Origin of the sequence: Bordetella sp. N, assembly GCF_001433395.1 — a bacterium.
In the GTDB taxonomy this organism is placed as follows: Bacteria; Pseudomonadota; Gammaproteobacteria; order Burkholderiales; family Burkholderiaceae_B; genus Bordetella_C.
This window is the reverse complement of sequence record NZ_CP013111.1, coordinates 5,349,755-5,365,115: the sequence shown is the minus strand read 5'-3', so window position 1 is coordinate 5,365,115 and position 15,361 is coordinate 5,349,755. Positions and strand designations below refer to the sequence as shown.

Here is a 15,361-nt window from a genome sequence, read left to right as displayed (position 1 = left end):
GCTGGCGTTTCATCCCTTTGCAATCCATTACGGCGCGCTTTGGAATAGGCCAAAAACGGCGGGCCCGCGACGGAGCCATGCGCCACCTGCTGTCCCTATGCTGGACGCTTGGGAGAAAGTTGCCGGCCGCCGTGGCGGGCTGGCCAAGGGAGAGTCATGACGCATATCTTCATCGCGCTGGGCGTATTCGCGCTGGTTTCCTTGTGCGCCCTCATCGGCATGGCCCTGAGGAAGATTCAGCCGGCGCGGCATCTGGAGAAGCCGTCGATGAACGCGGTCAAGATGGTGACCGGACTGATCGCGACGCTGGCGGCGCTGGTGCTGGGGCTGCTGGTGTCGTCGTCGAAGAGCACGCTGGATACGGTGAACAACGAGCTGGTGCATAACGCGATCAACTTTCTTCAGCTCGATCGGATGCTGCAGGCTTATGGGCCGGACGCTCGTGCGCTGCGGCTGGAAATCATCGGCGACTATGCCGAGGTGGTCGACCTGCTCGCCACCAGCCGCCAGGACGAGACCGCGCTGCTGGCGGGGCAAGACCGTCTGCATCGGCTGGGGGATTATCAGGTTCGCTTGATGGGCTTGCCGGTCCACAGCGATGCGCAGCGGCAGATCCGCGACGAGGCCGTGAAGCTGCAGGGCGCCATCGTGGCCACGCGCTGGCTGGTGCTGATGCAGCGGGAGGGCACGCTATCGGCGCCCTTGCTGGTAGTGCTGCTGCTATGGCTGGCCGTCATCTTTCTGGCCTTCGGGCTGACGTCCCCGCCCAATCCCGTGGTGATCTGCGGCATCGTCCTGTGCGCCCTGTCCGCCGCCGGCGCCGTCTTCCTGATCCTGGAAATGGGCCAACCCCTCGACGGCATCATCCACATCTCCCTCGCCCCCCTCCAGGACGCCGTCGCCCGCTTGAAATAGGGCCGCCGCTCACCCGCGCCTGCGTGACGGCTGTCGGAGCCCGGGCCGCGACGCGCCCCCGACGCTGAGCCTGACCGCCTCAGCAGAAGCTGGGCTTTCGCAAACGATGCGCGCCGCAGGCGCGCATCCCCCTCCCCGGGGACGGGGTTAGGCACACTCTATCGCCTAGATAAGCAAATCAAATAGATTACCCATAAATATGGAATAGTCATTTCGGCATATCGGGGTTTATCCCTAGTCCTCACAAGCGCAGAATTCAGTCATCGGGAACAGCAACAGACCTCCCCGGAATTACCCGATCAGGTCTGCTCCCACTGAAATAGGACTAGGAGAACTGCCATGAAGACCATCGCCACCTCGCTGATTGTTTCGTTTGCCCTGATCGGTGCCGCTCAAGCCGCCACCCCCCGTGGTGACGTCGACAACGTGCCTTTCCAAGGTACCTACGGCCAAGCCGACAGCTCGACCAGCCGCGCCCAGATCCAGGCCGAACTGGAACAAGCCAAGACCCAAGGCATCGTCGCCTTCGGTGACATCGACAACGCTCCCTTCGCCGCGCAAGCCGAATCGAACGTGTCGCGTGCCCAAGTCGCCGACGAAGCTGCCAAGACCCCCGGCGCCACCGCGTTCGGCGATCTGAACAACGTACCGTTCCAAGGCTGATCAGCCATCACGCATCGCGTGACCGCAGTCAAGAACTCGACAGGCAGCCTCGCGGGCTAGCCTGCAAGAATTGAAGTCCGGCTCGCCAGGCATGCTGGCCTGGCGGGTTACCCGGCGAGAGGCGGGTGCAGTTCTGGAAGTCCTCTCGAAGCAGTACGTAGTAATTGTTGTTGTAGTACCCGTAGTAGCAGCATGAAGTGGAAGCACCAAGTAGTGGCATCACCTGCAGTACTCGCAATACCCGTTGTACGAAGTTGCTTTATCTGTAGTCGCTTTACCTGTAGTCGAAGTAGCACGAAGAGAAGTATCGGCAGTACGCAGTACCCGTAGTGCAGTACCCGCAGTACCCATGGCCCCGCTCTGCCCCCCCTTGCGCGGGGCCATGGTTTATTCAGCTCAGAACGACCACTTCACATTCACGAAGCCGGCGTTCTGCCGATTGCCGTCGCCGAACTGACCGCTGTAGCTCACGCCCAGCGTCGCCGACCGCGAAATCGCCATCTCCGCCCCCACTTCCCCGACCAGCGCATTACGCGCGATCGGCGCGCCCTGCACCGTGAAGGCCGGGCCCGTATCGAAGGCCATGGTGCGTTCCGGATCTACCCCACCCATCGCATGGCGCCATCCCAGGGATGCGCGCAGCCGCGCCGGCTGGCCGGCGATCTCGGTATTGAGGCGCCCACGCACGCCCACGGTGCTGGTGGTGACGTGATTCCGATCGCTGTCGCCGTGCAAAGCCGCCGAGCCGCCATCTTCGGAGAACCCGCGCATACGCTGGTCCGCGTAAGCCAGGCCGGCGAAGGGCTCCACCGACACCGACGACGTCAACGGAATCGAATAACCGACCTCGCCGAATATCTGCGTGGTGTTGCCCGAGTAGTTGGCCTTAAGGTTCTGGTTTTCCGAACCGATCTGCACGTTGCGACGCGTGCGCAGATCCTGCCAGGAATAAGCCATCCCCCCCAACACATTCAAGGCGTTGCCATTCTGCAGGGCGAAGGACTTGCCGCCAAACAGCGTCAGGCTGTAGCTGTCGACATCGGCGCGCGCATTACGGCTGTCCTGCTTGATGTTGCTGTCCTGATACCCGAAGGCCGCACCGACACGCCAGCCGTCATGCACGTCGACATCGCCGCCCACCAGCACCCCGCTGGTGTCCTGCTTGTAGCTGGGCGCGTTGCCGCCACCATCCTGATGCTGCCAGTTGCCGATGACGTCCGCCCACACATTGCGGCGGCACGACAGCGACGCGGCGCTCTGCGGCGAACGGTCGTCCGCGCAGGGCTTGCCGTTCTGGTTGGTGTCGCTGTACAGGCTGTCCCGCAAGCGGCTCATCGGCATGGTGCGGATGGTTTCCGCGCTGCTGATCAAGGCCGAAGGCAAGCTGGCATGGCTGTCGCCGGACAACTGGCGGAAAGCCTTGGGCGCATTTTCACGGGACAGGCCCACCACGCTGGCATACAGCGGCGACGACGTCGATATGCCCTGCAAGGCTTCGGCCACGGCCGCTTCGTTGGGCGTCTGGGCGAGCTCGCCGAAGTCGGTCTGGTTACGCGCGAAGTTGACGTAGACGTTGTTGGGATCGTAGCTGACCGAAGAGTCCAGGAACGCCAGGTCGGGCAAGGCCGCGGTGGCGAACGTCCCTTGCACGCCTTGCGCGGCCGTGATCACGGCGTAGCTGTTGGTGCCGGTGTACTGGAAGCCGTTGGCCACCTGCAGCGTACCGTCCAGGGTGGCGGTACCCGCCACGTTGACGGCGCCTGCCGCCGGCGGTCCCAGGTTCACCTGCACGGTACCCGAGGGCGTGTTGGTGAAGTTGCCGGCCACCTGCAGGCTTTGCGCCGGCGCCGTCGCGACGGTACCCGCGTTGACCAGGCTCAGGATGCGACCCGCGCCCGCCAGCCCGGCGCCCGAATTGACCTGTACCGATGCCGGCAGGTTCGCGGGTGCCGCCGCGGTACCCAGGGCCAGCGTGCCCTCGGCCACCACGACGCTGCCGGTGAACGGATTCGAGCCGCTTGCCGTCAACGTGCCCGCGCCTTGCTTGGTCAACGTCCCCGTGCCCGACAGCGTGCCGTTGAACGTGCCGTCCGTGGTCTGGTTGAATACCAGGCTGGCGTTGTCGACGATGCTGCCTTGCAGGCTGCTGGTGTCGCCGATCAAGGTGCCTGTGTTGATCTGCGTCCCGCCCGTGTAGGTATTGGGCTGGGTCAGTGTCAAGGCACCCGTGCCGTTCTTGACCAGCTGTGCGCCACCCGCCAGGTTGCCGTTGAAGCTGCCATCTGCGTTCTGGTCGAAGCGCACGGTGGTGCCGGTGGAACTGTTGATGCTGCCTTGCAGGCTGCTGCTGTCACCGGCCAGGGTGCCGCCCGTGACATTGGTGCCGCCGCTGTAGTTGCTGCCGCTGGCGAGAACCAGCGTGCCGGCCCCGCTCTTGGTCAACGCGCCGCTACCCGTCAGGGCCTGGCCCAGGGTGAAGTCCTGGCCCGCGGCCACCACCGAGATATCGCCACCCGCCGCGCCCAGAGTGACGTTGCGATTGGTCGTGGCATACGCCGCATCGGCAATCGCCAGGGTACCGCCGTTCAGGTTGACCCCGCCGGCCGCGTCGCCCAGCTGATTGTCGGCGCTGACCTGCAAGGTGCCGCTCGCCACCGTGGTGCCGCCGGTATAGGTGTTGGGCGACGTCAGCACCAACGTGCCGCCGTTTTCCTTCGACAGTCCGCCCGTGCCGGTCAAGGGCACGCCTATGGTCGCGGTCGCACCGGCGTCCACGCGTATCGGCGTGGCGGCCTGGCTGAGGGCGATTTCCGCGCCCGCGCCGCCCGTCAGGGTGTAGCCGTCCGACAGGAACTGCAGACCGGTGACCGTCTTCGCGCCATCCACGGTGACCGTGCCGCCGACACCGGCGAAGGCGGCATAGCGATCGTTCCAGGTCTGGCTGGTCGAGCCCGCCGCGTCGGTCCAGTTGGTGGCGGTGCCCCACGTACCGGTGCCGCCCGAGATCTGGCCATCGGCCAGGGTCTTGCTGCCGTTCCAGAACTGGATTTCGCCCGGCGTGGTTTCCACCAGCAGGTTGATCTGCTGCGCGCCAGGCTGCAAGGTGAAGTTGTCGGCGGTGAAGCCCGTCGGCAGACTGCCAAGGACGATGTCGTTATTGGTCAGCGCCAGATTGGAGCGGAACAGGCGATAGACGCCCGTGCCCAGGCTGCCGGCGTTCGCAACGTTGAGCACGCCATCGGCGACCAGCGCGCCCCCTACCGTCACCGCCGTGGTCGGCGTATTCGGCGAGCCCAGCGTGAAGTCCAGCTGCGTGGCGTTGGACAAGGTCAGATCGCCGGCGAAGGAGATCGGATTCGATGGCGTGCCCGCCACCAGGCGTGCGTTATCGCCCAGCCTCACCGCCGACGTCACGGTGCCGGAGCCGCCCAGGGAAGCCCCCGCGTCCACATTCACCGGTCCGCCGGACAAGGTGCCGTCCACCACCAGGCTGCCCTGCGACACGGTGGTGCCGCCGCCGACCTGGTTGTTGCCGTTCAGGGTCAGCGCCGCGCCGCCCTGCTTGATCAGGGTACCGGTACCCGTGATGCTGCCGTTATAGTCGCCATCGCCGACCTGGTTGAACACCACCGTGCCGCTGTTGGCGATGTTGCCTTGCAGGCTGGCGCTGTCGCCGATCAAGGTCCCGGCGGCGACCGTGGTGCCGCCGGTATAGCTGTTGGCGCCGTTCAAGGTCACCGCGCCGCTGCCATCCTTGACCAGTGCGCCCGCGCCGCCAATGCTGCCGTTGAATGTGCCGTCGGTGGTCTGGTCGAACGCGACCGTCGTACCCACGCCCGTCGCGATATTGCCTTGCAGGCTGCTGGTCGTTCCTTGCAAGGTGCCGCCTGCGACCGTGGTGCCGCCGGAGTAGCTGTTGGTGCCACCGAGCGTCAGCGTGCCGTCGCCGGTCTTGGTCAGCGCGCCGCCGCCGGTGATGGCGCCGTTCAGGGTCGTCGTATCGCCAGCGGTGGGAGTCGCGACGGTCAACGTGCCGCTGTTCAGGGCGACCGCATTGCCCAAGGTCACCGCCGGGGCGGTCTGCAAGGTGCTGTCGGCATTCACCGAAACCGGACCCGTACCCAGGGCGCTATCGTTGCCCGCGACCACCGTACCGCCGGCCAGGCTGGTGCCGCCGGTGTAGGTGTTGGTCCCGTTGAGCGTCAACGTGCCGGGGCCGCTCATGTTCAACGAACCCGCGCCATCCACCGTGCCGTTCAAGGTCAGCGCAGCGCTTTCCGGGATGGCCAGCGCGCCGTTGGTGGTGACGTTGTTGGCCAAGGTGACAGTGCCTTGGCTGCTCAAGGACGTGCCATCGGCCGTGACCAGCGGCCCCGTGCCAAGCGCCGCGTCGTTGCCGACGATCAGCGCACCTGCATTCAAGGCGGTGCCGCCCGTGTAGCCATTGGTGCCCGTCAGAGTCAGGGTGGCGGGGCCATTCTTGACCAGGGTGCCGGCGCCACCGACCGTCCCTGCCAGCGTGATGTCGTTGCTGCCCACGATCGCGGTCGAGCCATCCAGCTGCACCGCGTTGGCCAGCACCACGGCCTGCGTGCTGTCCAGGGCCGTACCGGCGCCCGTGATCAGGGTGCTGGTGCCCAAGGCCGTATTGCTGGCGACCACCAAGGTGCCGCCATTCAGTTGCGTGGTGCCCGCGTAGCCATTGGGGCCCGTCAACGTCAAGGTCGCCGGACCGTCCTTCACCAGGCCTACGGTGCCACCGGCCCCCGGGTCGCCACCGATAGAACCCGCGAGTACGAGGTCGTTGGTGCCGCGCACCGTCATGATGCCGCCCAGGGTGACGTTGTTGGCGACCGTGGCGCCGCCCGCGGCGGCGTCGATTTGCGTGCCGTCGGCCGCGACCAGAGTGCCGGTACCGAGGGCACTGTTGCCGCCAACGATGATGCCGCCTTCATTCAGATTGGTATTGCCCTGATAGGTGTTGGGCGCGGTCAAGGTCAGGTCTGCGGCGCCCGTCTTCGTGATGCCGCCGCTGCCGTTCACGGTCCCGCTCAAGGTCAATGGCGTGGCGGTGGCGACCGTCACGTTGCCTTGCAGGTCGACCGTGTTGGTGAGGGTCAGCGGCGCGGTGTTGGACAGGGTGGTGCCGCCCGCGGCGGTCAACGTTCCGGTGCCCAGGGCGCCGGCGTTGGTGACCTGCAGTTCGCCCCCGGTCAGCTGCGTGCCGCCCGTGTAGGTATTGGCGCCCGCCAGCACCAGGGTCCCGGTGCCCGTCTTGCCCAAGGCGCCCGCGCCATCGATGACGCCGCCGACAGTGACGCTGGCCGCGGGATCGACGATGTCGAAGGTGCCGCCGCCCGCCTCCAGGGTTACCGGTCGATTGGCCGTGGTACTGCCAAGCTGGGTCATGGCGGTGCCGGTAATGCTCAAGGTGCCGCCATCGAAGGCCACGTAGGTGCCGTCGGCGCCCAGGTTCTGGTCGGCGCCGATCTGCACCACGCCGCCTTCCAGGCGCGTACCGCCGGTGTAGGTATTGGCCCCGCCCAATATCAAGGTGCCCGTATCGCGCTTGGCGATCGTGCCGGCCCCCGTGATGGGGGTGTCGATGGTGGCCGTCAGCCCCGGCTCGACGCGTATGCCGACGTTGTCGGCAGCACCAGTGGCGATGCTGTTGTTGGCCACCAGCGCGCCGGTGCCATCCGTGGTCAGGGTGTAGCCGTCGGACGCGAACTGCATGCCGGTAATGGTCTGCTGACCCGACACCGTGACGACAGAGGGGCCGGTCGTCGTCGGACCGTTCTGGAAGACGGCGAACTGACTGCCCCACGCCGCGTTGGTGGCGCCGTTGGCATCGGTCCAGTTGGTATTGCCGCCGGCGCCGCCCCAGGTGCCGGTGCCGCCCGCGATCGTGCCGTCGCTGGTGACGTTGCCGCCATCCCAGAACTGGATTTCGTTAGGCGAATTCTGATTCAGCAGGTTGACCTGGCCAGCGATCACGGTCTGCAGGGTCAGGTTGGACGGATCAACGCCGGTGGGCAAGCTGCCCAAGGTCAGCGTACCCGTGCCGGTACTGGCGCCGCCGTAATTGATGATGCGATAGACACCCGTGCCGAAGCCGCCCACGTCCGTCACGTTGAGCTTGCCGTTCAGCGCCACGTCGCCGGCCACGTTGATCAAGCCGCTGGTGCTGGCCGAACCGAGGCCCGCGTCGATCTGGGAATCCTGGCTCAAGGTCAAGGAGCCTACAGAAAGGCCGCCATTGATGGCGTTGACGTTGAGGTGGCCCAGGTCTTCCACCAGGACCGCGCCGGTGGCCTGTCCGTTGCCGGACAGCGTACCGCCGTTGTGCACGATGATGGCGCCGCTTTCCAGCGTGCCATTAAGCGCGAGCGTGCCAGCGTTGATGTCGGTGTTGCCGGACAAGGTGCTTGCGCCATTCAAGGCCAGCGTGCCGGTACCGATTTTGCTCAAGCCGCCGGTGCCCGTGAGCACGCCGTCAAAGCTGCTGTCGGTGTTGGCGCCCAAGGCCAAAATGGCGGGGCTCTGCACGGCCACCTGGCCACCGCCGGCCAGCGTGCCGATGGACTCGCTGCCGTCCAGCTGCAAGGTTGCGCCGGTGTCCACGCGCACCAGTCCCGCGCCGGTCAGAGCCTGGCCGCCTTGCGCCACCAGCGTGCCGCTGGCCACGCCCACCGTGCCGCCCGTAAGGCTGTTGGCGCCGTTCAGGGTCAGGATGCCGGCGCCGGTTTTTTCCACATTGCCGCCGCCACTCAGGGCGCCGCCATAGGTGCCGTCGGTGTCCTGCTGGAACGTCAGTTGTGTGCCCGCATTGGTGGCGATGCCGCCGGTGCCGAAGCTGGTCGCGCTACCCACCAGGGTGCCGCCCTGCAACTGCGTGCCGCCCGTGTAGGTGTTGGCGCCGATGAGGGCCAAGGTGCCGCCATCCTGCTTGATCAGCGCGCCGTCGCCCGAGATGACACCGCCAAGGCCCAGATCGTTCGCGCCATTGACCGTCAGGGTGCTGCCGGTATTCAGCGTGATGGCGTTGGTCGCCAGCAGCGTGCTGGTGCTGTTGATCGTCCCTGCGTTGTTGACCGTCAGCGCGCCAGTACCCAGCGCCGTGCCCGACCCCAGGGTCAGCGCGCCGCCATTGAGCGCCACGCCACCAGTGAAGTCGTTGTTGCCCGCGAGGATCAGTCCGGTGGCGCCGTTCTTGATCAGGCCGCCGGCGCCGCTTATGTCGCCGTCGAGTTCAAGATTGTTGTTGCCCGCGACCGTCAGGTTCGTGCCGGCCGGACCGCCCAGCACGACATCGTTCTGCAGTGCGGTGGCGACACCGTTGTCCAGGGTGCTGGACACGGCGACGTTCAAGGCGCCAGTGCCCAGCGCCGCGCTGTTGCCCACCACCAGCGTGCCGCCGTTCAGGGTCGTGCCGCCGCCATACGTGTTGGTGCCGTTCAAGGTCAACGTGCCCGTGCCCAGTTGCGTGACGCCACCCGCGCCGGCGATATTGCCGTTCAAGGTGACCGCTTGCGCGGTGTCGACGTTGAGCAGTGCGTCCAGCTGCACGGCATTCGCCACGGTCAGGGGCGCGGCGCCGACCAGCGTGCTGGTACCGGCTACCGTCAGGCCGCCGGAGCCCAAGGCACCGTCATTGCCCAGCGTCAGCGTGCCGCCGCCGATCTGCGTACCGCCGGAATACGTGTTTTGACCGTTCAGCGTAAGGTCGGTGCCCGCTGCCGTCAGCAGCGTGCCGCCGCCGGACAGCACGCCGTTCAAGGTCAAAGGTCCGCCATTGCCGTCGACCGCCAGGGCCGCCCCAAGCGCGACGTCGTTGGCCACGACGAGCGCGCCGCCGGGGATGCCGGTGATGCCGTTGCGCAGCGTGGCATCGCCGGTGATGGCCAGCCCGCCAGTGCCCAAGGCAGCGCCATTGAGCAGCTGCAAGGTACCGCCTTGCAGCGTGGTCCCGCCGGTGTAGCCGTTGACGGCGCCAATGGTCAGCGTCGTGGCCGAGGCATCCTTGATCAAGCCACCCGCGCCATTGACGGTGCCGTTGAGCGCGACGTTTTTCGGGCCGGTAACCGTCAGCGTGTCGCCGAGCTGGATGGTGTTGCTGATGGATAGGTCGGTACCGGTGGCCGTGCCACCGATCGCGGCGGGCCCGGTGACGATCAGGCTGCCCACGGTCGGCGCGTTGCCATTGCTGCCCAGTGCCGCATCCGCCGCCAGCAACAGCGTGCCGCCCGTCAGGGTCGTGTCGCCGCCATACGTATTTATGCCGCTCAAGGTCAACGTGTGATTGCCGCCCAGCACCAGGCCGCCATCACCGCTGATGACGCCGGACAGCGCCGCATCGTTGGTCTGCGCCACGGTAAGGTTGGTGCCCGCGTTGATCACGGCGATATTGTTGGTCAAGGCCAACGCGCCGGCGCTGTCGAGCGCCGCGTTCCCCGTCACGGACAAAGCCCCCGCGCCGAGCGCGCCGTTGTTACCCAGTCCCAGCGTTCCGGCTTGCAGCGTCGTGCCGCCGGTGTAGGTGTTGGTGCCATTGAGCGTCAGGCGGTCCGTGCCGGTCTTGATCAAGGAGCCGGCCCCGCTGATCGTTCCGTTCAAGGTCACATCATCGGTCCCGCCCGTCGTCAAGGCGGCGTTGGCGAGCGTGATGTCATTACCCAATACGCGTGTACCGCTGGTCAGCAACTGACCCGCGCCGGTGACGTTCAAAGCGCCGGTGCCCAGCGCGCCGTCGTTACCCAGCACGATGGCGCCAGCCGCCAGCGTGGTGCCGCCGCCGTAAGTGTTGGCGCCGTTCAAGGTCAAGGTGCTCGCGCCTTGCTTGGCCAGGCTGCCGGTGTTGGCCGCGCCGCCGGCGATGACGCCATTCAGGATCAGGTCGTTGCTGCCGGTGTTGGTCAACGTCGCCCCGTCGGCGATCGTCACGTTATTGCCCAAGGCGAGCCCGCTGCTGCTGCTGTCCAGCGCCGCCGACCCGGTCACGTTCAGCGGGCCCGCGCCCAGAGCGGTCGCGCTACCGGCAGTCAGGCGGCCGGCGCTCAAGTCGATGCCGGCCAGCGCGCTGTTGTCGCCGTTGAGCGCCAACGTGCCGGCGCCGGCCTTGGTCAGCCGGCCGCCCCCGGTCAGGTTCTGCCCCAAGGTGAACGTGTTGGCTGCCGCGTCGATGTCCAGCGTGCCGCCGCTGCCCACGCTGATGGCGCGCGTGGTCCCGGTGTAGCCGGTGCCGGCGATGCGCAAGGTGCCGCCATCCAGCGCCACCGCGCTGCCCGCGACACCGAGGTTCGCGTCCGAACTCACTTGCAGGACGCCTTCGCTGACGGTGGTGCCGCCCGTGTAGGTATTCGCGCCACCCAGGACCAGAGTGCCGAAGTCGCGCTTCTGCAGCGCGGCGTTGCCGGCAAGCACCGAGTTGATGGTACCGGTGACGCCGGTGTCGACGCGGATCACGTCGGTGCCGGCGGCCAGGTTCAAGGCATCGCCGCCTATCGTGTAGCCGTTGGCCGCGATCTGCAGGCCAGTGATGTTCTGCGCACCGGCCACGGTGACCGCGCCGCCGGTGCCGCTGAAAACCGCGAACCGCGGCGTGTTGTTATCCCAGGGGAAAGCGGCCTGCGCTTGCGCATTGGTCCAGTTGCCGGTGCCCGCCTGCCACGTACCCGCGCCGCCGGCGACAGTGCCGTTAGGCGCGGTAGTGCTCCCGTTCCAGAACAGGACGCTGTTGTCGCCACCGCCCACCACCAGATTGACCTGGTTGCTGATGCCCGTCTGCACGGTCAGCGTGTCCGGGGTGAAGCCCGCGGGGGTGTTGCCGATGGTGATGCCGTTGTCCACCAGCACGCCGGTGTAGCCGAAGATGCGATAGCTGCCGAGTCCGAACTGGCCCAGGCTGGAACCCGAGCCGGCGTCGGTGACGTTCAACTGGCCGTCCAGGGTCAGGTTGCCGTTGACCTGCACCAAGGCCTGCTGCGTGGGTGCTCCGAGCGTGACGTTGACCTTCGAACTGTCGTTCAGCGCCAGGCCGCCCAGGGTCAACGTCTGGCCCTGCGTGGCCGACAGGATGCCGTTGTTGGCCACGGTCACCGGACCGAGGATGCTGCCCGCGCCAGCCAGCGTCGCGCCGGCGCCCACGTTGACCGCGCTGTTCTGCAGCGAGCCGTCGACTTGCAGGCGGCCGCCTTCCACGCCCAGCGCGCCCGTATTGCTGCTGGCGCCAGTCAGGACCAGCGATCCGCTACCGCCCTTGACGATGGAACCCGTGCCGCCCAGCGCGCCGCCGAAGGTGCCGGTGGCGCCGCTGTCGCCCAGGCGCAAGGTCGCGCCCGTGCCGACGTTGACGGCGCCGGTGCCCGCCAGGGTGCCCAAGGCTTCGCTGTCGGTGATGCGCAGTTCCGCGCCGCTGGCCACATTGACCGCGAGCGCATCGGACAGGGCCTGGCCGCCGCGCGTTTCAAGCGCGCCCGTCAGCACATTCAAGCCGCCCGTGAAGGTGTTCACGCCGCTCAGTGTCAGCAAGGCGGTGCCGTTGACGTCCACGCTGCCGTTCCCGCTGATGTTGCCCGCATACGTGCCGGCCGCGTTCTGCAGGAAGGCCAGGTTCGCGTTGTTCTGCACATTCGCGCCCAGCGTGGCCGAGGATGCCTGCACCGTGCCGGCGTTGATGACCAGGCCGCCGTAGGCATTGCCCGTGCCGGTCAGCTGCAGCAGCCCCGTGTTGTTCTTCACCAGGGTGCCGGCACCCGTGACGTTACCGCCCAGATTGATGGTGTTGGTGTTGTCGACCGTCAGCGCCGCGCCCAGATTGACGTTATTGGCCAATTGCCGCGCCGCTGTCGCGTCGAGCGTGGCGGCGCCGGCCACGGTCAGCGCGCCGCTGCCCAAAGCCGTGTCGCTGCCCAGGACCAGCCGGCCGGCGTTCAACGTCGTGCCGCCCTGATAGGCGTTATTACCGGCCACAACCAAGGTGCCGGCGTCGTTCAAGGCCAGGCCGCCGGCGCCCGTGATGCCGCCGGCGCCCGTCAAGGTGGTCGTGCCCCCGCCTGTCGCGATGCCCAGGGTCGTGCCCGTGCCCAGGCGAATGCCGTTGGCCACGGTCGCATTGGGTGCCGCCAGGGTGGCGTTGCCGCCCACGGTCAGCAGGCCGCTGCCCAGTGCACCGCCATTACCCAGGGTCAACGTGCCGGCGTTCAGCAACACGCCGCCGCTGTTGACGTTGTTGGCGCCGCTCAATGTCAGATTGGCAGCGCCGTTCTTGGTCAACTGCCCCACGCCTTGCAGGTTGCCGCTCAAGGTCAGGTCGTTGGTGCCCGCGACGCTCAGCGCGCCGTTCAACTGCACGGCATTCACCAGGGCCACCGCGGCCGCGTTGTCCAGGGTGGCCGTGCCGCCCACGGTCAAGGCGCCGCTGCCCAGCGCGCCGCTGGCGCCGGCCACCAAGGTGCCGGCGTTCAACACGGTGCCGCCCGAATAATTGTTCGTCGCGCCCAGGGTCAGGCTGCCGGTGCCGTTTTTCACCAGCGATCCGGTGCCGCCCACCGCGCCGTTCAAGGCCAGCGCGTTGGGCCCGGTCACTGTCAACGGGGCAGTGGTCAGGGTAACGGCGTTGCCGATGCCAAGACCGCCCAGGCTGTTCAGCGTGGTGGCGGCGTTGACGGTGATGGCGCCCGTCCCGAAAGACGTCGGGCTGGCCAGGTTGACCGTACCGCCGGACAGGGTGGTGCCGCCGCTGTAGTTGTTGGCGCCGCCCAGGGTCAAGGTGCCGGCGCCGGTCTTGATCAGGCGGCCGGAGCCGTTGACCGAGCCGTTCAACGCCAGATCGTTGGCGCCCCCGACCGTCAACGTATTCGCTGGACCGTTCAGGATCACGATGTTCGACAAGCCCACCGCCGCGCTGGATTGCAGCGTGGTCGGCGCGTTGACGGTCACCGTGCCGGTGCCCAGCGCGGTGTTGTTGCCGACGATGACACCCCCGCCACCCAGCGCGGTGCCACCGCCGTAGGTGTTGGCGCCGGACAAGGTCAGCGTACCCGCGCCGGTCTTGGTCAAGGCGCCCGCGCCGGAGATGGTGTTGGTCAGCGCAAGGTCGGTGGCGTTGACGATGGCCAGGTCACCGTTCAAGGTCACCAGGTTGCCGACGGTCATCGCGCTGTTGTTCTGCAGCGTGCCCGGGCCGCTTACGGTCAGGGCGCCCGTCCCCAGCGCGCCGGCATTGCCGAGCGCCAAGGTGCCGCCGACCAGCGTGGTGCCGCCCAGGTAGCCGTTGGCGCCGCCCAAGGTCAGCGTGCCCTGGCCGCTCTTGATCAATCCGCCGTTGCCCGCCAGCGCGCCGTTGAGGGCCAGGTTGTTGTTGCCCAGTACGCTCAGTCCGCCGGGCGTGCCCAGATTGAAGGCGTTACTCAAGCTGACGTTGGCGACATTGGCGATCAGCGCGCCGCCATTGGCCGACACCTGGCCGGTGCCGAAGACCGTGCCGTCGTTCAACAGCAGCGCGCCGCCGTTGAGCGCCGTGGATGTCGTCGCCAGCGGGCCGGTCACGTTCCACGTACCGCTGTTGATGACCAGGTTCTGGAAGTTGCGGTAAGTCGCCGAGCTGGCGGTGCCGACACCGGTGGTGCCGCTGCCACTGCCCGTGGCGGAGTTCTGCAGGACCAGGGTGTTGTTGCCGCCGGCGCCGCCGTCGACGATGCCAGGCGCGGCGAAGCTGACGCCTATGCTCAGAAGGTCGCCGATGGCGACGTTGGCGATGGTGCCGGTATTGACGACCTGCGAACCCGTCACCGCCGTGAAGGTATTCGCGCTGTTGATGCCCAGGTTCACGCCCCCGTCGACAGTACCGGCATTGACCATGCGGTTGCCCGCGGCCGAGGTGCCCAAAGCCACGCGGCCGACGATGGTGCCGGTGTTGGTCACCGTGATGGGCGCGCCACCGTAGGCGATGATGGACGGGTTGGCCGGCAGAAGGGCGACGTTGACGGTACCGTTGGACGGGCCGGCGATGAGCCCGCTGTTGTTGATATTGATCGAGCCGGCACTGTTGGCCTGTGCCACGACCGACGTGCCATTGAGGAGATTCAGGGATACCAGGCCGCCCAGCAGATCCACGCCGCTGCCGCGTATGGTCCCGGCGTTGGTCAGGGCAACATTGCCGCCGACGGCATTTCCCAGCACCACGCCACTCGCGCCCAACTGCAGGATGCTGCCAAGAGAGGGGTCGATCACGCCGTTGTTGATCACCGTGGCGTTGTTCCCGCTCAGGGTTACAGCCGGCCCAAGGAGCAGCTGCGACACCGTGCCGCCGGAGCCGACGTTGAGCGTGACACCGTTCAATGCGCTGCTGACCGCTGGCGCCAATGGGTTCGCCGCGGTATTGCAGACGATGCTCACGCCACTGGTCGTGCACGCAGCCCATGTGGCGGTCGGCGTGGCCATCAAGACGCCCAGCAAGCGCCAGACATAGTTCGGAACGACACGGGAACGCGAACGGGCTTTCTGACGAACCGAACTCATCTGCTACTCCAGGAATCGTGAGGCATCCCGCCGCGCAGCGTCTCCTCCACTGGCAGGACTCCCGTTGCAGTCCCCATGGACCGCCCCGGCACTTCAGGCACCACGACGCCTACAGCATTGGATTACGTCTGTGTGTCGTAATGCTGCTACTTATTAACCTGGACTGACATTCCCATACGGCAGAGATGAATCGAGATACAACTTTCGGCTAGATGTTGCAAAATAATTCGTCGAACACTTTTGACATTCGATTTGGAAAGAC

3 protein-coding genes are annotated in these 15,361 nt (G+C 66.9%); 2 read left to right on the top strand and 1 reads right to left on the bottom strand.

Annotated features, from left to right (window positions below; all coding sequences use genetic code 11):
* Positions 1-156 precede the first annotated feature (156 nt).
* Positions 157-915 (top strand): DUF4239 domain-containing protein, encoded by a 759-nt coding sequence (locus ASB57_RS23135; protein ID WP_057654325.1) that lies wholly within the window; start codon positions 157-159, stop codon positions 913-915.
* Between the two features lie 339 nt (positions 916-1,254).
* Entirely contained in the window at positions 1,255-1,578 is a 324-nt protein-coding gene (locus ASB57_RS23130; protein ID WP_057654324.1) for a DUF4148 domain-containing protein, read from the top strand.
* A gap of 396 nt (positions 1,579-1,974) precedes the next feature.
* Here ASB57_RS23130 and ASB57_RS31170 read toward each other — a convergent pair whose 3' ends face one another.
* On the bottom strand, positions 1,975-15,099 hold the full coding sequence (locus ASB57_RS31170; protein ID WP_156414249.1) for an autotransporter-associated beta strand repeat-containing protein: 13,125 nt from the start codon (positions 15,097-15,099) through the stop codon (positions 1,975-1,977).
* Between the last annotated feature and the right edge of the window lie 262 nt (positions 15,100-15,361).

Bases quoted from the DNA above. Each gene is read 5' to 3' on its own strand.
- ASB57_RS23130 (WP_057654324.1), top strand. From the start codon at position 1,255: ATGAAGACCATCGCCACCTCGCTGATTGTTTCGTTTGCCCTGATCGGT.
- ASB57_RS31170 (WP_156414249.1), bottom strand. From the start codon at position 15,099: ATGAGTTCGGTTCGTCAGAAAGCCCGTTCGCGTTCCCGTGTCGTTCCG.
- ASB57_RS23135 (WP_057654325.1), top strand. From the start codon at position 157: ATGACGCATATCTTCATCGCGCTGGGCGTATTCGCGCTGGTTTCCTTG.